The following is a 20,889-nucleotide window of genomic DNA, read 5'->3' as shown; positions in this document are numbered from 1 at the left end:
CTACAGCATGTACCGGCGCAGCCAGTGGATGGCCTCGATATGGCCGCGCAGCATCAGGGACTGGCGGTGAAGAATCTCGCTGAGCGCCCTGGGCAGACGTACCTGCTCGGCGGCCTCATAGGCGCTCAGCCATTGCTGCTGGCAGGACTCGGCCTGGTCCAGCACGTAGTCCGCGCCCTCTTCCCTGCCCAGCAGCCCGTCCCAGAAGGCGTTGCGACGCAGTGCGGCACGGCTGTCGCGTACGGGCAGGACCACGCCGCCGCTGGAGCCGATGGCACGTTCCAGGTCCTCGACCAGGATCTGGCTAGTATTGAAGTGCCGCGCCAGCACCTGTCCGATCAGCCCCTGGGGCATGGGATCCATGCATTCACCCAGGCGTGCATGGGCCTGGCGGCCCAGGGCCAGCACGGCATTGAGCAGGGCCGTGCTCTGCAATTCCAGCGTGGTGGCCACTGGCTGTGTGGGCGTGCGCTGGCGCGCCTGCAGCCATGAGGCCTCGACGGCCTCGCGCACCTGGCTCCAGCGCAGCAGGCTGCTGCCCCGAACCTGCTCCCAGCGCTCTTCAAGCTCGAATTCGACATCGTCGAAATCCTGCTGCGCGTGCTCGGGTTCAAGTGACGCTTTCCAGCCCAGTGCGTAGGCGGGACGGTATTGGTCGTAACCACGCCCTGCAACGAAGTAAGGCTCCAGGAAGTAGCGGTCATGCCAGTACGCATCGACCGGCTCGCCAAGCGTGCGCGGTGTCGATGGGTACATCAGGCCCGGACGAGCGGGCTTGGCTTTTTGCCAGAGGTTGGAGAGGACTGTGGGCACGATAGGTCGGGACGTAGGCCGTTCCAGCGAAGAGGCCCCCATTGTCCCAAGCCCGGGCGGCCCGGCCCGTCAGCACCCCGGGCGCCGGCCTGTAGGAGCCGGACCCTTGCCAAGGCAAGGGCCCGGCCGCCCGCCGGCTTGCCTTACTCGAAGGCGTCCTCGTCCATGCCCAGCTCCTGCAGCTTGCGGGTGATGGTGTTGCGGCCGATGCCCAGGCGCTGGGCGGCCTCGACCCGGCGGCCGTGGGTGACGGCCAGGGCCGAGCGGATCAGCTGCGCCTCGAAGCGGCGGGACAGCTGGTCCCAGACTTCACCATGCCCCTGGGCGTGGGTGTGCTCCAGCAGCTGGCGCGCCTGTTGCCCCAGCAGATGGACCCAGTCCAGGTCGGAGGCGGCCAGGGCCGCGTCATGCGGCGGGGCCAGCGCGGACACGGGCACTGCCAGTCGGCCAAGGCCCTCTTCCGCCAGCGGTGCCGGCGCATGCGGCAGCGTGGCCGGCGCAGGCACGCCGACGTTGCCACCGCCCACGGGCTGGGCGGCTTCGCCCAGCACCTCGGGGGGCAGGTCCTTGACCGAGATGACCTGGGCAGGGGCCATGACGGTCAGCCAGTGGCAGATGTTCTCCAGCTGTCGCACGTTGCCGGGGAAGGCGAAGGTCTGCAGCCGCTGCATGGCATCGACCCCCATGCGCTTGGGCTCCACGCCCAGTTGCCGCGCGCTTTGCTGCAGGAAGTGGCGAGCCAGCATGGGCACGTCTTCATTGCGCTCGCGCAGCGCTGGCAGGCGCAGGCGGATGACGTTGAGGCGGTGGAACAGATCCTCGCGGAAGCCGCCGTTGCGCACGCGCTGCTCCAGGTCCTGGTGGGTGGCGGCGATGACGCGCACATGGGCCTTGACGGCCTGGTGGCCGCCCACGCGGTAGAAGTGCCCGTCCGACAGCACACGCAGCAGGCGCGTCTGCAGGTCGAAGGGCATGTCGCCGATTTCATCGAGAAAGAGCGTGCCGCCCTCGGCCTGCTCGAAGCGTCCGCGCCGTTGCGTCTGGGCGCCCGTGAAGGCGCCGCGCTCATGGCCGAACAGTTCGGACTCCAGCAGGTCCTTGGGGATGGCGGCGGTGTTGATGGCCACGAAGGGGCCGCCCGCCACGGGCGAGTGCTTGTGCAGCGCGCGCGCCACCAGCTCCTTGCCCGAGCCCGACTCGCCCGTGATCAGCACCGTGACCTGGCTCTGGCTGAGCCGGCCGATGGCGCGGAACACGTCCTGCATGGCAGGCGCCTGGCCCAGCATCTCGGCCTGCAGCGGGGCCTGGGCCTCGGCCACATCCTCGCGCAGGCTTTCCTCGACGGCGCGCCGAATCAGCTCCACGGCCTTGGGCAGGTCGAAGGGTTTGGGCAGGTATTCGAAGGCTCCGCGCTGGAAGGCCGAGACGGCACTGTCCAGGTCGGAGTACGCGGTCATGATGATGACGGGCAGGCCCGGCTGCTGGGCGCGGATCTGCTCGAGCAGCTCCAGCCCCGAGCCGCCGGGCATGCGGATATCGCTCACCAGCACCTGGGGTGGCTGGCGCGCCGGGTCACCGGCATCGACATCGGACAGTGCCGTGAGCACATCGCGCGCCTGGATGAAGCTGCGCGTTGCCCAGCCTTCCCGGCCCAGTGCCTTTTCCAGCACGAAGCGGATGGAAGGGTCATCATCCACGATCCAGATCGGTTTCATTGGTGGTGCATCCTTCCCTTGTTGCAGTGTTGACTTCCGTGGGCCTCAAGGCAGGGGAATGAGGATGCGGAAATCCGTGCGGCCCGGCTGGCTTTCACATTCGATCAGCCCCTGGTGGCGCTGCACGAAGGTCTGCGCCAGCGTCAGCCCCAGTCCCGAACCGCCATCCCTTCCCGATACCAGCGGATAGAAGATCCGCTCCTTGATGGCATCGGGAACGCCTGGCCCGTTGTCGATCACATGCAATTCCAATGCCAACCGATAGCGCTGGCGACCAAAAGTTACCTGCCGGGCCACACGCGTTCGCAAAATGATCTCGGCATCACCAGCCGCAATGCGCTCCTGCAGCGCCTGCGCCGCGTTCTGGACGATGTTGAGCACAGCCTGGATCAGCTGGGCGCTGTCGCCCCGGAACTCCGGGATGGAGATGTCGTAGTCGCGCGTGATGGTCAGCCCGGCAGGGTGCTCGACCAGCACCAGCGAGCGCACGCGCTCGCAGACTTCGTGGATGTTGACGTCGCCCACCTCATGCGGATGGCGGTGCGGCGCCAGCAGCCGATCCACCAGCGCCTGCAGCCGGTCGGCCTCGTGGATGATGACTTCGGTGTACTCGCGCAGCTCGGGGGCGTCCAGATCCATCTGCAGCAGCTGGGCTGCGCCACGGATGCCGCCCAGCGGGTTCTTGATCTCGTGGGCCAGGTTGCGGATCAGCTCCTTGTGTGCCTGGGCCTGCTCGCGCAGCCGCTCCTCGCGGTCCTGGCGGGCCTGCTGCTCCAGCGGCCAGAACTCGACCAGCACATGGCCGGGCCGCTCGGCCAGCGAGACCGTGACGTGCACGGGCAGCGCATCGCCGCCCACGCGGTGCAGGCTGGCCTCGAAGCGCAGGGCCGCGAAGTCGTTGTCCTGGGCGCCACGCAAGGCCTTGTCCAGCAAGGCCGGCTCGGTGAAACAGGCCGCCAGCTCGCTGCCTTCGAGCATGCGGCGCGACAGGCCCAGTGCGTTTTCAAGGGCGGCGTTGGCGAAAAGCACGGCACCCTGCTCGTCGAGCACGGTCATCAGCGTGCACAGCAGGTCAAGCGCCTGATAGGAGGCCGGGGGCGCCGGCCGGTCGTCCTGGATCATGGCCGGGCTCCGGTGGGCCGCGCGGGCCCGTCAGTTCTTGGGAAGTCGATCCAGCTCACGGCGGATGCCGGCGACATCGCCTTCCTGCCGCGAGATGCTGCTCTTGAGCTGCTCGACACGTTCCAGATAGCCCTGGGGATTGCGCAACTCCAATGCGGTGCGCTGGGGATTGCCATCGTTGTACTCCTGACGCAGCTGTGTCAGCTTCTCCTGGGCGCGGGCCAGCTCGCTTTCCAGAATGGTCCGCGCGTCGGAGTCGCGGGCCTTCTGGGCGCTGCTGTTGACCTTGGCCGGAGCGGGCGATCCTGCGGCCGGAGCGGCGGAGGTGCGCGGTGCCTGGCTGCCGCCCGAGGCCGCCGGCTTGCTGCCGCCATGGATCACCGTCACATGCCCGCCATCCACCGGCTTGCAGTCCTTGGCCTTGGCCTGGCTGACGTTGTTGGTGTACTCGTTGCCGCAGCGGTAGATCACGTCCTGGGACCAGGCTCCCACCGACAGCAGGGGCAGCAGCAGTGACACAAACAGTTTCTTCATTCCATTCCCTCGGGTAGCCAGATCGGAAGGGCCCAGCTTATCCGGGCAAGTATCGCTCCATCTTCCGGGCTGGACGTCATTTCTTGAGCGGGCCAACCCCTTTTGGTTCCGCGCCCAGCATACCCAGGTCCTGGCCGAAAGCAAAAAAGGCGGCTTGCGCCGCCTTTTTGCCGACTCGCCTTACAGCGAGAAGTACATGTCGTACTCGACCGGATGCACGGCCTGACGGTAACGGGTCACTTCGCCCATCTTCAGCTCGATGTAGGCATCGAGCATGCTGTCCGAGAACACGCCGCCCTTGGTCAGGAACGAGCGGTCCGCGTCCAGAGCTTCCAGGGCCTGGTCCAGGCTGTGGCAGACCGTGGGCACCAGCTTGTCCTCTTCCGGGGGCAGGTGGTACAGATCCTTGGTCGCGGCTTCGCCGGGATGGATCTTGTTTTCCACGCCGTCCAGACCTGCCATCAGCAGGGCCGAGAAGCCCAGGTAGGGGTTCATCAGCGGATCGGGGAAACGTGCCTCGACGCGGCGGCCCTTGGGGTTGGCCACGTAGGGGATGCGGATCGATGCCGAGCGGTTCTTGGCCGAGTAGGCCAGCTTGACCGGAGCCTCGAAGCCGGGCACCAGGCGCTTGTAGCTGTTGGTGCCGGGGTTGGTGATGGCGTTCAGGGCACGGGCGTGCTTGATGATGCCGCCGATGTAGTACAGCGCGAAGTCGGACAGGCCGGCGTAGCCGTCACCTGCGAACAGGTTCTTGCCATCCTTCCAGACGGACTGGTGCACGTGCATGCCCGAGCCGTTGTCGCCCGGATAGGGCTTGGGCATGAAGGTGGCGGTCTTGCCGTAGGTGTTGGCCACGTTCCAGATCACGTACTTCATGACCTGTGTCCAGTCGGCGCGCTCCACCAGGGTGCTGAAGCGGGTGCCGATCTCGTTCTGGCCGGCGCCAGCCACTTCGTGGTGGAACACTTCGACGGGAATGCCCAGTTGCTCGAGCAGCAGCACCATTTCGGCGCGCAGATCCTGGGTGCTGTCCACGGGGGGCACGGGGAAGTAGCCGCCCTTGTTGCGCGGACGGTGGCCGCGGTTGCCGGATTCGAACTTGGCGCCCGAATTCCAGGGTGCTTCGTACTCTTCGATTTCGTAGAAGGTGCTGCCGGGTTCGGTGTTCCAGCGCACGCCGTCGAAGATGAAGAATTCGGGTTCGGGTCCGAAGTAGGCGGTGTCGCCCAGGCCCGATGCCTTCAGATAGGCTTCAGCGCGCTTGGCCACGGAGCGGGGATCGCGGTCGTAGGCCTTGCCATCACCGGGTTCGATCACATCGCACTGCAGGAACAGCGTGGTCTCTTCAAAGAAGGGGTCGATGTTCGCGGTAGCGGGATCGGGCATCAGCTGCATGTCAGATGCTTCAATGCCCTTCCAGCCTGCCACCGACGAGCCGTCGAAGGCGTGGCCCGAGGTGAACTTGTCTTCGTCGAAGTGCGACACCGGCACCGTGACGTGCTGCTCCTTGCCACGGGTGTCCGTAAAACGAAGGTCCACGAATTTGACCTCGTTCTCCTTCACCATGTTCAACACGTCTGCAACGGTCTTTGCCATCAGATCTCTCCTGCCAATCTGGCTGATCAAAAAAGATAAATACTCTTAAGCAGTTTGCGTGCCAGGCTGCATCCATTGAGTGCATGCCTGCAGACTGGCACCTGCTTGGCGCGCCAGCCCCGTGATTCTGCCGCCTTGGGAAGGGCTTGTGGATGACATTGAGGCCTCTGTCGGCATTCGATCCACCGCCCGGCATCTTCACCAAATCGGTGCAGATTCAGGGACCGGCCCGTAAATCAGATATTGCGCACCAATTCAGGGCCAAGACTTGCACCAAATGAGTGCAAGCCTTCCAGCAGTGTGGGCCAGGCCTTGGTGACGGCACCAGCTTCGCCCTTGACACCAAGTTCTATGTGCCGGCCGTGCTTGGAATCATCCACACTGGGCAGGCTGAACACCTTGACGCCCGGGTGGTCGCGCTCTATGGCCACCATCAGCGGCGTCAGCGTGGCTTCCATGCCGCCGTAGACGATGACCGAATGCTCCCGCTGCACCGTGCTGTGGAAATGCTTGGCGTAGCGCTGCTCCAGCACCCACTCGACCATGGGCCAGGCCATGACAGGGAAACCGGGCACGAAGTGCACGGTGCCCGCTGCACCCGTTTTGCCCATTGCGCCCGAGCAGGAAAAGCCCGGGATCTTGTTGTAGACGTTGGGGATGATGCGGGCGCCTTCGGGGAAGTTGCCCATCTGCAGCCGGTGCAGGTTGTCGGCGCGCTGGGGTTCGTAGGGCTTGCCTTCTTCGGTGGCCACATCGCGCATGCGCTCGCGGATCAGGGCCACGGCTTCCGGGTGCAGTGCCAGCGGCACGCCCAGGGCCTCGGCCGCGCATTGGCGCGTGTGGTCGTCGGGGGTGGCGCCTATGCCGCCAAAGCTGAAGACCACGGCCTGCGATGCGAAGGCGCGGCGCAGGGCGTCGGTGATGCGCGCCCTGTCATCGCCCACGTACTCGGCATGGGCCAGGGACAGGCCACGCGCGCCCAGCAGCTCGATCAGCTTGGGAAGGTGCTTGTCGGCACGCTTGCCCGACAGGATTTCGTCTCCGATGATGAGTGCGCCTACTTGAAGGGTCATGAGGTCTTTTCTTGCGGGGTGGAGGGGGGAGAGGCCGCGCCGGCTCGGAGCGGCGCGTCGGGAGCGTAGGGCACGATGGGGGTGTCGGGCAGCGCGGGTTCCTCCTCGCGCATGCGCTGCAGCGCGGCCAGGCAGAAGTGGGCAAACCACAGCGAGGAGAAAGCGAAGATCAGCGCATAGATCCAGATGGCCACCGGAATCAGTATCCAGAAGGCCGCGATGAAGACCACGCCGGAGGCCCAGACAATGGCCGGCGCCGCGCCCAGATAGCCGCAGACCACGCCCATGAGCATCAGCGCCAGGCGGTGGCGCAGGAAAAGGCTGCGGCGCTCGGGCTTGCTGGCGTGGGCAGAAAGCGCGTCAAAGGCCATGACGCGGTAGGTCAGCCAGCCCCAGATCAGCGGCGGGATCACCACCACCAGGGGCGGCACGAACCACAGCGGCACCGACACCAGCAGCGCGATCAAGGCAATCAGCGAAGAGCCTGCGGACCACACCAGGCTGCCGACCAGGGTGGCGCCCTGCCTGCGCTCCAGCGCGGGAAAACGCCGCTGGGCCACCAGCTCGACCAGGGCCGGCGTCATGAACAGCGCCACCAGCAGCAGCGAGACCACGACCAGCACCGGCGTGACCGAGAGCACGACCAGCACCGGCGCCACCAGCTCGGGCAGCGATTGCACGCCCATCCAGGACCAGACGGTGTGCAGCCAGCCCACGCCCTGCAGGACCCCTTCCGTCCAGACGACGGCATCGGCCCAGAAGAAATAGCCCAGCAGCCAGGCCGTGATGGCCATGAACAGCAAGGGAAACAGCGACCATGCAATCACCCGCTTATGCAGGCAATACGCCGTCGCACGCCAGAAGGAATCGAGTAGCAAGCCCATGCTGGCAAGCATACCCCGAGCCCAGCCTCAAGCGCGACCCATCAACCTTAGGAACCCACGCCATTGCTGGGCCCAAAAGCCCTGGCCGTAGTCGCGCAGCTGGCCCTGGGCATTGGGCTGGACTTGGTCGCGCACGCCGGTGGGATCGAAGCGCAGCTCGAAGTTGGCCGTGCCGAACAGCATGTCCCACCAGGGCAGGAGCACGCCGAAGTTGTTGCCATGCGCCTTCTTGTTGCGCACGGGCGCCATGGGCTCATGGCCAATGCCGATGGCGTGGTGGCGGCGGTGAAAGCGGGGGCTGATCCACAGCCGCTCTCCGATGGTGCCGAACCAGACGCGCAGGTTGGCGTGCTGGAAGCTCTCGCTGAGCTGGGTGAAGGCCACGATGGCCACGAACTGGCCCGGCGCCACGCCGATGAGCTGGGCCACGAGCACGATGATGGTGTCGCGGATCACATCGTCGAGCAGGTGGTTGCGGTTGTCGCTCCACACCGTCATCTGGCGCTGCGAGTGGTGCAGCGCATGCAGCTTCCACCACCAGCCGATGCTGTGCTGGCCGCGGTGTATCCAGTAGTCCAGGAAGTCGAAGGCCAGCAGGTAGATGATCAGGCTGACCCAGGCCAGGTCGGTGACGCCGGGCCACACGCCGTCGAGGTGAAAGCTCGGCAGCCCCCAGACATGCAGGCGGCCCATGAGCTCGTCCCACAGCGGGTCCAGCGTGAAGAACAGGGCCAGCCGGAACAGGCCCAGCCGGTGGACCACGGTGTAGATGATGTCCACGTGGATGGCGCGCCGGTCGGTGACGGGCTCGACGGGCCGCCAGTATTGCAGCGGCGCGATCACCGCCACCATGATGAAGATCTGCAGCAGGCCCACCAGCAGCCAGCCCGTGGCGCCATAGGCGTCCTCCAGCAGGCTGGCCTGCCCCAGGCCGAACAGCAGGGGCTGGACAACGCCCTCGAACAGGCGCTGCTGCGCATTACCGAACCACTGAATCCACCAGTCCACACCACGCTCCCATCGCCCGCCGCGCTGCGCGCGCGGACACTATGCGAATTTTGCTACCCAATCCCGATAGTCGGGATGCTCCCGCAGCGTGCGGAAGCAGAACCCCTGCTTGAGCAGGCCCGTGACCAAAGGTTCCAGCACGGCAGGTGCCCAGGGGTCCTTGCGTGACCAGATGCCCAGATGGGCCAGCAGGATGTCTCCGCTGCGGATGTTCTTGAGCGCCTGGGCCAGCAGCTGCGCATTCGGGTAGCGGTCACTGGGCAGCTCATCGCCCAGAAAACCCGCGCTGGCCCAGCCCACATGCATGTAGCCGCCCTGCCGCGCGGCATCCAGCAGCGCGGGCGAGGTCTTGCCGCCGGGCGCACGGAACAGCGGCAGAGGCTTGCGCCCCGTGATCTGCTGCAGCCGCTGTGCGGATCGGCGGATCTCGTCGCAATAGCCTGCCGCATCGACCGTGAAGTTCTCGTTGGCGCGAGGCCCTGCCGAGGGGCGCACGCGAAAACCCGTGACCGGCCCGTTCTTCGAGGCGCGCAGATCACCGCGCCAGTACATGTGGTCGTAGGTGTGCGAGGCGAATTCATGGCCTTCGGCAGCGCGTGCGCGCCACCAGGGCGCCCAGGTCTCGCCCAGGCTGCCATCGCCTTGCTGGGTGGGCTCGTTGGCCGCGAAAAACGTCACTGGCACCGCATGGCGCTTGAGCACATCGGCCACCAGGTCGGCAATGCCCATGTGGCCTGTGTCGAAGGTCAGATACACGGTCTTGGCACAGCCTGTGCCATGCCCTGCCGCCAAGGCGGGGCGCAGCAGGCCGAAAGCCGCCGTACCGGCCAGCGATTGCGCAAAGAGACGGCGGTCCATCAGCGTTGCGCGTGGGCCAGCGTCCACACGCCGTGCGGCGACTTGCCGACCTTGACCTGCTGGACCACCTTCTTTTCCACGGTGTCGATCACCGACAGCTTGCGCGCCCAGCGCGAGCTGACCAGCAGGTAGCGGCCGTCGGCGGAGACGTCCATGCAGTCGGGGCCGCCCGGTGCCGGGTAGTTGGCCACGACCTGGTTGGTCTGCATGTCGATCTTGCTGATGGTGTTGGCCACGCGGTTGCTCACATACAGGTGGCGGCCGTCGCCGGCCGCGCGCATGGCGTGGGCGCCAGCGGCTGTCTTGATGCGGGCCACGCTGCGCGGCTCGGGGCCGGTGATATCGAACACTTCCACGCCATCGCTGCCGGTCAGGCCGATGAACAGCTTGGTGCCGTCCGGGCTGCCATAGAGATCGGCCGGCATGGGGCCGGTGGGCACGCGGGCCTTGATGGTCTGGGTGGCGATGTCGATGGCCACCAGGGCATCGCTGTCCTGCATGGTGGAATAGATGGTCGTGCTCTTGGCATCGATCCAGAGATGGCTGGGCGTCTTGCCCGTGGGCACGCGCTTGACCAGCTGCGGGTTCTGGCCATCCCAGCGGTAGATGTCGATGTGGTTGAGGCGGTTGGCCGCCGTGACGAACCACTTCATGTCCGGGCTGAAGCGCAGGTGATAGGGGTCGATGATGTCGCGGATCACGCGCTGCACCTCGCCCGTGCGCGGATCGACCAGGGTCAGGGTGTCGCCCAGCGCATTGGCCACGACCAGCGATTTCTCGTCCGGCGTGAGGTACAGGTGATGCGGCTCCTTGCCCGTGGGAATGCGTGCCGTCTCCTGCCAGGTGACCGGGTCCACGATGCTGATGTTGGCATCAAGCGAGTTGAGCACAAAGATGGGCGTGGGGCCCTGGGTCTGCGGTGGCGGCGTGACACGCGCGACCGGGGCCGCGGGAGCTGCCGTAGCCGAGGGAACGGAAGGCGCGGCAGGAACGGCGGCCGCCTGGGCCGATGCGGCTTGCGCCTGCACGGCAGCAGACGTGGCCGAGGCCGCACGGGCCGATTTGGATCCGGGCAGGGATGCCACGGCCAGCCAGGCCAGCGCACCGCCGCCCACAACCAAAGCCACAGCCGCGCTCAAGCGCCCGACGGAAAGACGTTTCACAAAGCACCACCTTCTGAGAATCTGCGCAGTGTAGCTGCGCCAATCAGCCCCTCGGACGCTCTGGGGCATCGGCTTTTGCTGCTGTGCAAAAAACCGACATTTGCGCGACGTTGGCCCGAGATATCGCGGCAAGCGCGCCAATCCATGACTTGCATCAAGGCATGACAACGGCGCATGGAAATACCCGCCACAACGAAAAAGGGAGCCGACAGGCTCCCTTCGCTGGCATGCACCCAAAGGCGCAGTGGCGATCAGATCTTCCACTTCTCCATGAGCTTTTCGGGACGCAGGGTGTCGTAGTGCTCGAAGGGCTGGTGGATCCAGGGGTTGGTCGGCAGGTAGTCCACCGAGTAGTCGGGCGTGAAAGCCGACAGGCCCTTGGTCCAGATCACGGCGCTGCGCAGCTCGGTGATCGGCGGGTAGTTGGTCTTGAGCATGGCGATCACGGCGTTCAGCGTGTGACCCGAATCGGCCAGGTCATCGACCAGCAGCACGCGGCCGGCGATCTCGCCCTTGGGCGTGGTGATGAAGCGCGCGATGTCCAGATGGCCCTGCACCGTGCCGGCTTCGGCGCGGTAGGAGCTGGTGGACATGATGGCCAGCGGCTTGTCGAAGATGCGGCTGAGCATGTCACCGGGACGCAGGCCGCCACGGGCCAGGCAGAGAATGGTGTCGAATTCCCAGCCGGACTGGTGCACTTTGATCGCGAGCTTTTCGATCAGTCCGTGGTATTCGTCGTAGCTCACATACAGGTGTTGACCGTCTTCCGTCAGCATGGAATGGCTCCTGGTTCAATCTTGGGGTTCAGCCGCCAGTGGTTCACTGAGCGGCGTAGGGGTTTTGCATCAGGATGGTGTGATCCCGGTCGGGGCTGGTCGAAACCATGGCGATGGGCACGCCCGTCACTTCCTCGATGCGCTCCAGATAGCGGCGGGCATTGGCCGGCAGCTTGTCGTAGTCGGTCACGCCCACGGTGGAATCGGTCCAGCCGGGGATGGACTCATAGATGGGCTTGCAGCGGGCGATCTCGTCGGCACCCATGGGCAGCAGGTCGATCTTCTCGCCATCGAGCTCGTAGCCCACGCACAGCAGCAGCTCCTGCAGGCCGTCGAGCACGTCGAGCTTGGTGATGCACAGGCCCGACAGACCGTTGACCTGGGCGCTGCGCTTGAGCAGCGCGGCGTCAAACCAGCCGCAGCGGCGCGAGCGGCCGGTGGTCACGCCCTTTTCGGCGCCCACGGTGCTCATGTGCCAGCCCGGCGTGCCTTCCTTTTCCCAATCCAGTTCGGTGGGGAAAGGACCGCCGCCCACGCGGGTGCAGTAGGCCTTGGTGATGCCCAGGATGTAGTGCAGCATGCCGGGGCCCACGCCCGAGCCTGCAGCCGCATTGCCGGCGACGCAGTTGGACGAGGTGACATAGGGATAGGTGCCGTGGTCCACGTCCAGCAGCGTGCCCTGCGCGCCTTCGAACAGCAGGTTGGCGCCTTCGGCGTGCGCGGCGTTCAGCTCGCGGGAGACGTCGGCCATCATGGGCTTGAGCAGCTCGGCATGGCGCATGGCCTCTTCGTACACCGCGTCGAATTGCACTTCGCCATCCTTGATGTACGGCTTGAGCGCGTCACCGAAGGTGAAGTTCTTCGAACCCAGCACGTTGACCAGGATGTGGTTGTGCAGGGCCAGCAGTTCGCGCAGCTTGGTGGCGAAGCGCTCGGGGTACTTGAGGTCCTGCACGCGCAGTGCGCGGCGGGCAATCTTGTCTTCGTAGGCGGGGCCGATGCCACGGCCGGTGGTGCCGATCTTCTCGGTGCCGCCCTGCTCGCGCGCAGCTTCGCGCGCCACGTCCAGCGCCGAGTGGAAGGGCAGGATCAGCGGGCAGGCCTCGGACACGCGCAGACGGTCACGCACCTGCACGCCGGCCTTCTCCAGGCCTTCGATTTCCTCGAACAGCTTGGCGGCAGAGAGCACCACGCCGTTGCCGATATAGCACTTCACGCCGGGGCGCATGATGCCGCTGGGGATCAGGTGCAGTGCGGTCTTCACGCCGTTGATGACCAGCGTGTGGCCAGCGTTGTGGCCACCCTGGAAGCGGACCACGCCCTGGGCGCTTTCGGTCAGCCAGTCCACCAGCTTGCCTTTGCCTTCGTCACCCCACTGGGTGCCGACCACGACCACGTTGCGACCTTTGGTAGCTTTCATATTCAAATCCGATGAAATCCGAAGAAATTGACAAATGCGTCAGATGGCTTGCACGGCCCACTGCCCGGCAACCTGCACGAGCTCGCGGTCGCAGTGGAATTCGTCCACTTCGCTTTCATGCCCTGGCAGCACGCAGACCACGGTCTCGCCCTGCCGGCGCAATGCAGCAATGGCAGCCGCAACCTGGGGATCGTCGCCCCAGGGCGCGCGGATGGCAGCCTTGAGCGGGCGCTCGGGCACGACGGCGACGAGCTGCTTGATGTCCAGGCTGAAGCCGGCGGCGGGCCGGTTGCGGCCAAAGACCGCACCCACCTCGTCATAGCGACCGCCGCGCACCAGCGCATCGCTGGCACCCGGCACATAGATGGCGAAGCGCGTGCCGCTGTAGTAGGCATAGCCGCGCAGATCGGCCAGATCGAAGCTCACGCTCACGCCTTCGAGGCGCTGCGCCAGCCAGCGCAGCTGGTCCAGCAGCGGCTGCACGCCTGCAGTGCGGGCCAGCAGCTTCTCGGCGCGGTCCAGCACCTCGATGCCGCCGTACAGCTGCAGCAAGGCCATCAGGCCTTCGCGCGAGGCGACGGGGAAGTCGCGCGTGAGGCGCTCGAGTTCGCTCGCATCCTTGGCGGCCAGCGCAGCGTGCACGCCGCGCAGCACCTGCATGTCCACCATCACGCCAGCCAGCAGGCTGCGCACGATGCGCACATCGGCCAGATCGACATTGATGTTGGTGACGCCTGCGCTGCGCAGGCAGTCCAGCGCCAGGTGCAGTGCCTCCAGGTCGGCTTCCATGCCCTGGTGGCCGTAGATCTCGGCACCGAACTGAAGCGGCTCGCGCGTGGCGCGGGGGCGGTCAGGGCGGGCATGGACAACGGGGCCGCAGTAGCACAGGCGCGTGAGGCCCTTGCGGTTGAGAAGATGGGCATCGATGCGGGCCACCTGCTGCGTGGTGTCTGCACGCAGACCCATGGTGCGGCCTGTCAGCTGGTCGATGAGCTTGCAGGTCTGCAGGTCCAGCGCCTCCCCTGTGCCGGTGAGCAGGGATTCGAGGTACTCCAGCATGGGCGGCATGACCAGTTCATAGCCATAGCCACGCGCTGTATCGAGCAGGCCTCGACGCAATTCTTCGATGTGCCGGGCCTCGGAAGGCAAGACATCGGCGATGTGATCCGGCAGGACCCAAGCAGACATGGAAAAGGGGGAGGCTGTTAAAAACGTGATTCTACCGGCTGTTGCGGGCCAGCCCAAATTGGGGGTGACCCAAGGCCCACGGCGGGTGTTCGGTATTCCGAATCGATTCGGTGCACGGGCGACAGCGGCGGCGCAAGAAAAAACGGCGCCCCAACAGGGGCGCCGTGCAGGGGCCGGGCGGCGTTGCCGCTCAGGCGCGCTTATTTTCCAGAGCTTCCACCACTGCGGTAGGCCTTGAAGAAATCGGTCTGCGAAGGATCGAGCACGAGCACATCGCTCTTCTTGGCAAAGCTGGCCTTGTAGGCCTCCAGGCTGCGGTAGAACTGCGCAAACTGCGGGTCCTTGCCAAAGGCCTCGGCGTAGGTCCGGGCGGCCTCGGCATCGCCCTCGCCCTTGATCTTCTGGGCATCACGGTAGGCATTGGCGATGGTGATCTCGCGCTGGCGATCGGCCTCGGCGCGGATCTTCTCGCCTTCGGCGGCGCCGGTGGAGCGCAGCTCGTTGGCCACGCGCTTGCGCTCGGCTTCCATGCGGCGGTAGACCGATTCCGTGATCGTCTCGGCATAGTCCACGCGCGTGATGCGCACATCGACCACGTCCACGCCCCAGGGCTTGGCGCCGCGCACGGTCTCCAGCACTTCGCGCTTGACGTCGTTCATCAGCGCATCGCGCTTGCTGGACAGCAGTTCGCGCACGGTGCGGCGGTTGATTTCCTCCTGGAAGGCATTGCGCACCACGCGGTTGAGCTGCATGGCGCCGGCCGACTCGTCCAGGCCCACATTGCGGATGTACTCCGACGGATCGGAGATGCGCCAGCGCACGTACCAGTCGATGACCACGCGCTGCTTTTCGGCAGTGAGCATGGGCTCGGTGTCGGTGCTGTCCAGCGTGAGCAGGCGCTTGTCGATGTAGCGCACGTTCTGGAACGGCGGCGGCATCTTGATGTTCAGGCCCGGCTCGGTGATCACTTCCTTGATCTGACCCAGGGCATAGACCACGCCGAACTGGCGCTGATCGACGACGAACAGCATGGAGCTGAGCAGCGCGAGCGCCAGAAGAATGCTAGTGATGAAAAATCCAACTCGGTTCACTTGGGCTGCTCCTCAGCGTGCTTCGCGGTCACGGCTGCGACTGCTGTCGCGGCTGCGCGCATCGTTCGAAAGGCCGGGAATGGCGGCAGGCGCAGGCGCCTGAGTGCTGGGGGCCGCCGAGCTGTCGGCTGCCGGCACATTGCCGCTCACGCCTTGCATGATCTTGTCCAGCGGCAGGTACAGCAGGTTGGAGCCCTGGCGCGATTCCACCAGCACCTTGGTCACGTTGCCGTAGATCTGCTGCATGGTTTCCAGGTACATGCGGTCGCGCGTGACCTGGGGAGCCTTCTGGTACTCGGTGAACACCGAGCTGAAGCGCTGCGCATCACCCTGGGCCTGGGCCACGATGCGGGCCTTGTAGCCGTTGGACTCTTCCAGCAGGCGCGCTGCCGAGCCGGCTGCGCGCGGCACCACGTCGTTGGCGTAGGCCTGCGCTTCGTTCTTGGCACGCTCACGCTCCTGGCCGGCACGCAGCACGTCGTCGAAGGCCGCCTGGACCTGCTCGGGCGGACGCACACCGCCTTGCTGCAGGTTGATGCCCACGACTTCCACGCCCACCTTGTAGCGGTCCAGGATGGTCTGCATCAGGTCGCGCACGCGCGGGGCGATCTGGTCGCGCTCCTCGGCCAGCGCCGTGTCCATCTTCATCTTGCCGACGACTTCGCGCACGGCAGTCTCTGCGGCCTGGACCACGGCCTCGGACGGGTTTTTGCTCTCGAACAGCCAGGCGCGCGCGTCGCTCAGGCGGTACTGGACGGCGAACTTGATCTCGACGATGTTCTCGTCCTCGGTGAGCATGGCCGACTCGCGCAGGCCCGTGCTCTTGATGATGGTGTCGCGCCCCACGTCGGCCGAGCGGATCTGCGTCACGAAGACCAGTTCATGGCGCTGGATCGGGTACGGCAGCCGCCAGTTGATGCCGGCGCCCACCGTGCTCTTGTACTTGCCGAACTGGGTGATGACGGCCTGCTGGCCTTCCTGGACGATGAAGATGCCCGTGCCCATCCAGATGATGAAGGCAATGCCGGCGATCAGGCCCACGCCCATGCCGGCGCTGCGCATGTCCGGCGGCTGGCTGCCGCCGCCATTGCGGATGGGCGGCTGGCCACGGCCGCCGCCCGGCTTGCCGCCGAACAGGCCCGAGAGCTTGCGGTTGAGGTCGCGCCACAGCTCATCCAGATCAGGCGGCTGGCCGCCGCCCGACGAGGGGCGGTTGTCACGGCTGTCGCGGTTGTCGCGTGCAGGCTCCGCAGGTGGGGGCGGCGGCGCGGGACGGTCGGCATCGGGGCGCGAAGCATCGTCGTTCTTGTCGTCGCCACGTCCCCATCGCGGATCATTCAGGTTGAACATCCCGCGAAGGCGCTGCGGCAGCATCGCCCAGCGATGGGCGCGTTGTGAAAGATTCATGCGAGAAGTCTCGGTTTCTTCGGTAAAGACAGGGACCCAATCGGCATTTTGCCCAATCAGGGCGCTAGCCCCTAGTATTCGGCGTCCTGCCCAGGGGGCATCGCGCCATCCACCTCCTCCTGATCCCGCTCATCACCACCGTGCGCTTCGGCGTGTTCCGCCTCCGCGCGCAGCGCATGCTCGGCCAGCAACTGCCGCAGCTGCGGCAGCCCCTCGCCGGAGCGGGCGCTGACGAACACCCGTGAAACAGGCAGCCCGTCAAGCTCGTACTGGTCCTGCAACTGCGCTGGAAGCCGCTCCGGATCGACGGCGTCCAATTTGTTGAAAACCAGTACCAGAGGCACCTCCTGGGCACCGATTTCCTTCAGAACTTTCTGGACTTGTTGGATTTGCTCTGGGAAATTCGGATTGGAGGCGTCGACCACATGCAGCAGAAGATCGGCATCGATCGCCTCCTGCAACGTGGCCTGGAATGCATCGACCAGGCCGTGCGGCAGGTCGCGGATGAACCCCACGGTATCCGACAGGGACACCGATTGCTGGGCTTCATTCAGGTACAGCTGGCGCGTGGTCGTGTCCAGCGTGGCGAACAGCTGGTCGGCCGCATAGGCGCGCGCCTTGACCAGCGCATTGAACAGCGTGGACTTGCCGGCGTTGGTGTAGCCAACCAGAGAGATGTTGAAGATGCCATGGCGCTCGCGCCGCCGACGCTGCGTGGCGCGCTGCTTCTTGACCTTCTGCAGCCGCTCCTTGGTGCGCTTGATCGACTCGTCGATCATGCGGCGGTCCAGCTCGATCTGCTTTTCGCCAGGGCCGCCACGGCCGCCGATGCCGCCCATCTGCCGCTCCAGGTGGGTCCAGCGCCGCACGAGGCGCGTGGCCACATATTGCAGGCGCGCCAGCTCCACCTGCAGCTTGCCTTCATGGCTGCGCGCGCGCTGGGCGAAGATCTCCAGGATAAGCAAAGTGCGGTCGTTGACCGGCATCTGCAGATGGCGTTCCAGGTTGCGCTGCTGGGCCGGGCTCAGGGCCTGGTCGAACAGCACTTCCTGGGCACCGTGCATCTGGGCGAGCATGCGGATTTCGTCGGCCTTGCCACTGCCCACGAACAGCGCCGCATCGGGCACCTTGCGCTTGCAGGTCAGTCGTGCGACGGGACGCAGGCCGGCCGTGCCGGCCAGCAGGCCCAGCTCTTCCAACTCGCCATCGAAATGGGGAAAGCCGAAATCCACGCCCACCAGCAGCACTGGCGTTGGCGTGGACCGGTCAAAAGATTCAGAACTCAAGAAAAACCTCTCCCGAAGGGTGAGGAAGCTCCCCGGCGGTGCGGGGAGGCATCAGGGCGCCGCGAGCTCAAGCGCTGGCGTCGCTGCCGGCAGCTTCGGCCGTGGAGAAGTTCACGGCGCGGCCGGGAACAATGGTGGAGATGGCGTGCTTGTAAACCATCTGCGTGACGGTGTTGCGAAGCAGAACCACGTACTGGTCGAAGGATTCGATCTGGCCTTGCAGCTTGATGCCGTTGACGAGGTAGATGGACACCGGAACATGTTCGCGGCGAAGCGCGTTCAGGAACGGGTCTTGGAGGAGTTGGCCTTTGTTGCTCACGATATTCTCCGTGTTCGAAGAGTGTTGTTGTAAACCGACACCTTACCACAGTGTTTTGGGGCCCTTGTTCGCACAAGGGTTTTCCCGAAATCCCGTAGCTTGTTACTTGTCCTTGTCGGCAAAAGGATTATGAGAGGTTTTCAACTCGATCCGCAACGGCGTGCCAACCAAATTGAATTCCTTGCGGAATCGCCCTTCGAGGAAGCGCTTGTATGCCTCCGTCACATGCTCGAGCGAATTGCCGTGTATGACGATGACCGGAGGGTTCATGCCGCCCTGGTGCGCATAGCGCATCTTGGGGCGATAGATGCCCGTCTTCTTGGGCGTCTGGAACTGTACGGCCTCCATCAGCAGGCGCGTGAGCACCGGCGTGGGCATCTTGCAGGTGGCAGCCTTGTGCGCCTGGATGATGGAGTTCCACAGCGGACCCAGGCCCTGGCGCTTTTCCGCCGAGATGAAATGCATGGGAGCGAACTTGAGGAAGGACAGGCGCGTCTCAATCGAGCGCTCCAGCATCTGGCGCTGGTAGTCGTCCACCGCATCCCATTTGTTCACGGCCAGCACCACGGCACGGCCGCTTTCCAGCACGTAGCCGGCAATGTGCGCATCCTGGTCGGTCACGCCCTGCGTGGCATCGATGAGCAGCAGCACGACATTGGCGCTTTCGATAGCCTGCAGCGTCTTGACCACGGAGAACTTCTCGATGGCCTCGAACACCCGGCCCTTGCGGCGCAGGCCTGCCGTGTCGATCAGCTCGAACTTCTGGCCGGCGCGCTCGAAAGGCACCGAGATGGCGTCGCGCGTGGTGCCCGGCATGTCGAAGGCGACCAGTCGCTCCTCACCCAGCCAGGTGTTGATCAGAGTGGATTTGCCGACGTTGGGGCGCCCTGCCACAGTGAGGCGGATGGGCTTTTGGGCCACATCGTCGAAGGGGTCGTCTTCCTCGGGTTCGGGCAGGTTGAGCTGGCCCAGGGCCAGGTCGAGCAGGTCGCGCACGCCCTGCCCGTGTGCTGCGGAAACCGGCAGCACATCGCCCAGGCCCAGTTCGTAGAACTCGGTCAGCTGCACGCCTTCCTTCATGCCCTCGGCCTTGTTGGCCACGAGCACGCAGGGCTTGCCCAGCCGGCGCAGGTACTTGGCGATGTCGTGGTCCTGGGCGGACATGCCCAGGCGCGCATCGACAACGAAGACCACGACGTCAGCCTCGGCAACAGCCTGCTGCGTCTGGCGCGCCATCTCCTTGAAGATGCCGCTGGATGCATCTGGCTCAAAACCGCCGGTATCGATCACGATGTACTCGTGCTTACCCTGGCGGCCCTGTCCATAGTGGCGGTCACGCGTGAGGCCCGCGAAATCCGCGACGATTGCATCCCTCGACTTGGTCAGCCGATTGAACAGCGTCGATTTGCCCACATTGGGTCGCCCTACCAGGGCAATAACTGGCTTCATTCCCGAAAATACCTATCAATCCGGCCTGAAGCCGTACACAGTTCCGCTGCGGCTTACCACCACCAGCGTATTGGCAGCCGATACCGGGGGCGAGGCCACGCCGGAGTCGTCCGTCTTCAATCGTGCCAGCGCCTGTCCGTCCGTCTTGGACAGCAGGTGCACCACACCATAGTCATCACCAAACACCACCGAGCGGCCCAGCATCAACGGCGCCGTCAGGCGGCGGTGCTGCAGTTGGTCGATGGACCACACGCGCGAGCCGTCGCCGCGGCGCCAGGCCTGGACGGTGCCATTGCTCTCGGCGCCGAACACGGAATCACCATCACCGTCGATGCCATCGGCACCCTTGGACGGCTGGGTCCAGCGCACCGATGCGTTTTGCGTATCCACACAGCCCACGGCAGCCTGGAAGGCTCGCGCGCAGACGCTGTCACCGACACGGCTGACGCGGCCCACGAGGTCCACCAGGCGCTCCACGTCATTGGTGCCGCGCGGGCTGGCCAGCGGAGCCTCCCAGCGCACGGCGCCGGTGTCGGGATCGATACCCACCATGCGGCCCGACAGGCCGGCCACCAGCGTGTTGCCCACGGCGATCAGCACGCCGGGCTGGCGCAGCACCAGGGGCTCGCCCGGGCGCTGCGCGGTCCACAGCTTGCGGCCGTTGGCGGCATCGAAAGCGGCCAGCGAGCGGTCGGCTGCCAGCACGAAGACGCGGCCTCCCGCCACCAGAGGCGGCGTGTAGGCGGCTGCGGGCAGTGGCTGCTTCCACAGCTGCTTGCCTTGCGAGTAGACGATGATCTGGTTGCTGCGCGTGAGCACGGCCTGGCGCTCGGCGTCACCGCCCACGCCCGCGGTCAGCGGCTCGCCAACAGTGAAGCGCGACAGCTGGCTGCCGTTGCGTGCATCGAGGGCCGTGACGCTGCCGTCCTTGGCAGCGATCAGCAGCGTGTCGCCCTGCACATGGATGTCGGTGGCCAGCGGCACTTCGGCGCCGAGCTTGGCGGTCCAGGCCTGGTGCACGGCCAGCAGGCCGGGGTTGGCACCCAGCTCCTGGGGCTTGGGCTTGGTGTCGCTGCTGAACCACGAGGACACGGTGGAGCAGCCACCCAGGGCACCGGCCAGCAGGCCCAGAGCCATCCAGCGCGCAACGCCGCGCGGGCGCGAAATCGCCATCAATTGATCAGCCG

19 protein-coding genes are annotated in these 20,889 nt (G+C 65.7%); all 19 read right to left on the bottom strand.

Going from position 1 to position 20,889, the window contains the following annotated elements; all coding sequences use genetic code 11:
- The gene (locus tag KDK82_RS03965; protein WP_256974390.1) at positions 1–813 is read right to left on the bottom strand and encodes a hypothetical protein; all 813 of its coding nucleotides are present in this window, start codon (positions 811–813) and stop codon (positions 1–3) included.
- A gap of 143 nt (positions 814–956) precedes the next feature.
- Positions 957–2,528 (bottom strand): nitrogen regulation protein NR(I), encoded by a 1,572-nt coding sequence (ntrC, locus tag KDK82_RS03960; RefSeq protein ID WP_088164065.1) that lies wholly within the window; start codon positions 2,526–2,528, stop codon positions 957–959.
- Positions 2,529–2,573: 45 nt separating this feature from the next.
- Positions 2,574–3,650 carry a nitrogen regulation protein NR(II) gene (glnL, locus tag KDK82_RS03955; RefSeq protein WP_012206799.1) on the bottom strand — a complete coding sequence of 359 codons (1,077 nt, stop codon included), beginning with the start codon at positions 3,648–3,650 and terminating at the stop codon, positions 2,574–2,576.
- A 30-nt stretch (positions 3,651–3,680) separates the two neighbouring features.
- Entirely contained in the window at positions 3,681–4,184 is a 504-nt protein-coding gene (locus KDK82_RS03950) for a hypothetical protein (RefSeq protein ID WP_013801180.1), read from the bottom strand.
- A gap of 180 nt (positions 4,185–4,364) precedes the next feature.
- Positions 4,365–5,780, bottom strand: coding sequence for a type I glutamate--ammonia ligase (gene glnA / locus KDK82_RS03945; protein WP_012206801.1), 1,416 nt, complete (start codon positions 5,778–5,780; stop codon positions 4,365–4,367).
- A gap of 236 nt (positions 5,781–6,016) precedes the next feature.
- A complete protein-coding gene (locus tag KDK82_RS03940) occupies positions 6,017–6,853 on the bottom strand; it encodes a molybdopterin-binding protein (RefSeq protein WP_088164064.1) in 837 nt (278 codons plus the stop codon).
- Complete coding sequence (locus KDK82_RS03935) at positions 6,850–7,749, bottom strand: EI24 domain-containing protein (RefSeq protein WP_088164063.1); 900 nt, start codon at positions 7,747–7,749, stop codon at positions 6,850–6,852. Before KDK82_RS03935 ends, KDK82_RS03940 begins: the two co-directional genes overlap by 4 nt.
- A gap of 15 nt (positions 7,750–7,764) precedes the next feature.
- Entirely contained in the window at positions 7,765–8,745 is a 981-nt protein-coding gene (locus tag KDK82_RS03930) for a sterol desaturase family protein (RefSeq protein ID WP_012206804.1), read from the bottom strand.
- A gap of 39 nt (positions 8,746–8,784) precedes the next feature.
- Positions 8,785–9,603: a polysaccharide deacetylase family protein gene (locus KDK82_RS03925; RefSeq protein WP_088164062.1), complete on the bottom strand. Its 819-nt coding sequence runs from the start codon at positions 9,601–9,603 to the stop codon at positions 8,785–8,787.
- Positions 9,603–10,730, bottom strand: a complete 1,128-nt coding sequence (locus KDK82_RS03920; RefSeq protein ID WP_325100473.1) for a beta-propeller fold lactonase family protein — start codon at positions 10,728–10,730, stop codon at positions 9,603–9,605. Before KDK82_RS03920 ends, KDK82_RS03925 begins: the two co-directional genes overlap by 1 nt.
- A gap of 287 nt (positions 10,731–11,017) precedes the next feature.
- On the bottom strand, positions 11,018–11,542 hold the full coding sequence (locus tag KDK82_RS03915; RefSeq protein WP_012206807.1) for a phosphoribosyltransferase: 525 nt from the start codon (positions 11,540–11,542) through the stop codon (positions 11,018–11,020).
- Positions 11,543–11,585: 43 nt separating this feature from the next.
- Complete coding sequence (locus tag KDK82_RS03910; RefSeq protein ID WP_012206808.1) at positions 11,586–12,962, bottom strand: adenylosuccinate synthase; 1,377 nt, start codon at positions 12,960–12,962, stop codon at positions 11,586–11,588.
- Between the two features lie 39 nt (positions 12,963–13,001).
- Positions 13,002–14,150: an ATP phosphoribosyltransferase regulatory subunit gene (locus tag KDK82_RS03905; RefSeq protein ID WP_088164061.1), complete on the bottom strand. Its 1,149-nt coding sequence runs from the start codon at positions 14,148–14,150 to the stop codon at positions 13,002–13,004.
- 200 nt (positions 14,151–14,350) lie between these two features.
- On the bottom strand, positions 14,351–15,241 hold the full coding sequence (gene hflC / locus KDK82_RS03900; protein WP_012206810.1) for a protease modulator HflC: 891 nt from the start codon (positions 15,239–15,241) through the stop codon (positions 14,351–14,353).
- Between the two features lie 12 nt (positions 15,242–15,253).
- Positions 15,254–16,648, bottom strand: coding sequence for an FtsH protease activity modulator HflK (hflK, locus tag KDK82_RS03895; protein WP_012206811.1), 1,395 nt, complete (start codon positions 16,646–16,648; stop codon positions 15,254–15,256).
- A 71-nt stretch (positions 16,649–16,719) separates the two neighbouring features.
- Positions 16,720–17,934 carry a GTPase HflX gene (hflX, locus tag KDK82_RS03890; protein WP_012206812.1) on the bottom strand — a complete coding sequence of 405 codons (1,215 nt, stop codon included), beginning with the start codon at positions 17,932–17,934 and terminating at the stop codon, positions 16,720–16,722.
- Positions 17,935–18,001: 67 nt separating this feature from the next.
- Entirely contained in the window at positions 18,002–18,253 is a 252-nt protein-coding gene (hfq, locus tag KDK82_RS03885; protein WP_012206813.1) for an RNA chaperone Hfq, read from the bottom strand.
- A gap of 102 nt (positions 18,254–18,355) precedes the next feature.
- Positions 18,356–19,702 (bottom strand): ribosome biogenesis GTPase Der, encoded by a 1,347-nt coding sequence (gene der, locus KDK82_RS03880; RefSeq protein ID WP_012206814.1) that lies wholly within the window; start codon positions 19,700–19,702, stop codon positions 18,356–18,358.
- 15 nt (positions 19,703–19,717) lie between these two features.
- Positions 19,718–20,875, bottom strand: a complete 1,158-nt coding sequence (gene bamB / locus KDK82_RS03875) for an outer membrane protein assembly factor BamB (protein WP_088164060.1) — start codon at positions 20,873–20,875, stop codon at positions 19,718–19,720.
- Between the last annotated feature and the right edge of the window lie 14 nt (positions 20,876–20,889).

Origin of the sequence: Delftia sp. K82 (assembly GCF_002193035.1) — a bacterium.
In the GTDB taxonomy this organism is placed as follows: domain Bacteria; phylum Pseudomonadota; class Gammaproteobacteria; order Burkholderiales; family Burkholderiaceae_C; genus Comamonas; species Comamonas acidovorans.
Note: the sequence above shows the minus strand (reverse complement) of the source record. Positions and strands in the feature narration are given on the sequence as shown.

What these genes read in the sequence shown, in the direction of transcription:
- glnL (WP_012206799.1), bottom strand. Translation starts at nt 3,650, where the DNA reads ATGATCCAGGACGACCGGCCGGCGCCCCCGGCCTCCTATCAGGCGCTT.
- KDK82_RS03905 (WP_088164061.1), bottom strand. Translation starts at nt 14,150, where the DNA reads ATGTCTGCTTGGGTCCTGCCGGATCACATCGCCGATGTCTTGCCTTCC.
- hflK (WP_012206811.1), bottom strand. Translation starts at nt 16,648, where the DNA reads ATGAATCTTTCACAACGCGCCCATCGCTGGGCGATGCTGCCGCAGCGC.
- ntrC (WP_088164065.1), bottom strand. Translation starts at nt 2,528, where the DNA reads ATGAAACCGATCTGGATCGTGGATGATGACCCTTCCATCCGCTTCGTG.
- KDK82_RS03935 (WP_088164063.1), bottom strand. Translation starts at nt 7,749, where the DNA reads ATGCTTGCCAGCATGGGCTTGCTACTCGATTCCTTCTGGCGTGCGACG.
- KDK82_RS03925 (WP_088164062.1), bottom strand. Translation starts at nt 9,603, where the DNA reads ATGGACCGCCGTCTCTTTGCGCAATCGCTGGCCGGTACGGCGGCTTTC.
- der (WP_012206814.1), bottom strand. Translation starts at nt 19,702, where the DNA reads ATGAAGCCAGTTATTGCCCTGGTAGGGCGACCCAATGTGGGCAAATCG.
- KDK82_RS03940 (WP_088164064.1), bottom strand. Translation starts at nt 6,853, where the DNA reads ATGACCCTTCAAGTAGGCGCACTCATCATCGGAGACGAAATCCTGTCG.
- KDK82_RS03910 (WP_012206808.1), bottom strand. Translation starts at nt 12,962, where the DNA reads ATGAAAGCTACCAAAGGTCGCAACGTGGTCGTGGTCGGCACCCAGTGG.
- KDK82_RS03950 (WP_013801180.1), bottom strand. Translation starts at nt 4,184, where the DNA reads ATGAAGAAACTGTTTGTGTCACTGCTGCTGCCCCTGCTGTCGGTGGGA.
- glnA (WP_012206801.1), bottom strand. Translation starts at nt 5,780, where the DNA reads ATGGCAAAGACCGTTGCAGACGTGTTGAACATGGTGAAGGAGAACGAG.
- bamB (WP_088164060.1), bottom strand. Translation starts at nt 20,875, where the DNA reads ATGGCGATTTCGCGCCCGCGCGGCGTTGCGCGCTGGATGGCTCTGGGC.
- KDK82_RS03915 (WP_012206807.1), bottom strand. Translation starts at nt 11,542, where the DNA reads ATGCTGACGGAAGACGGTCAACACCTGTATGTGAGCTACGACGAATAC.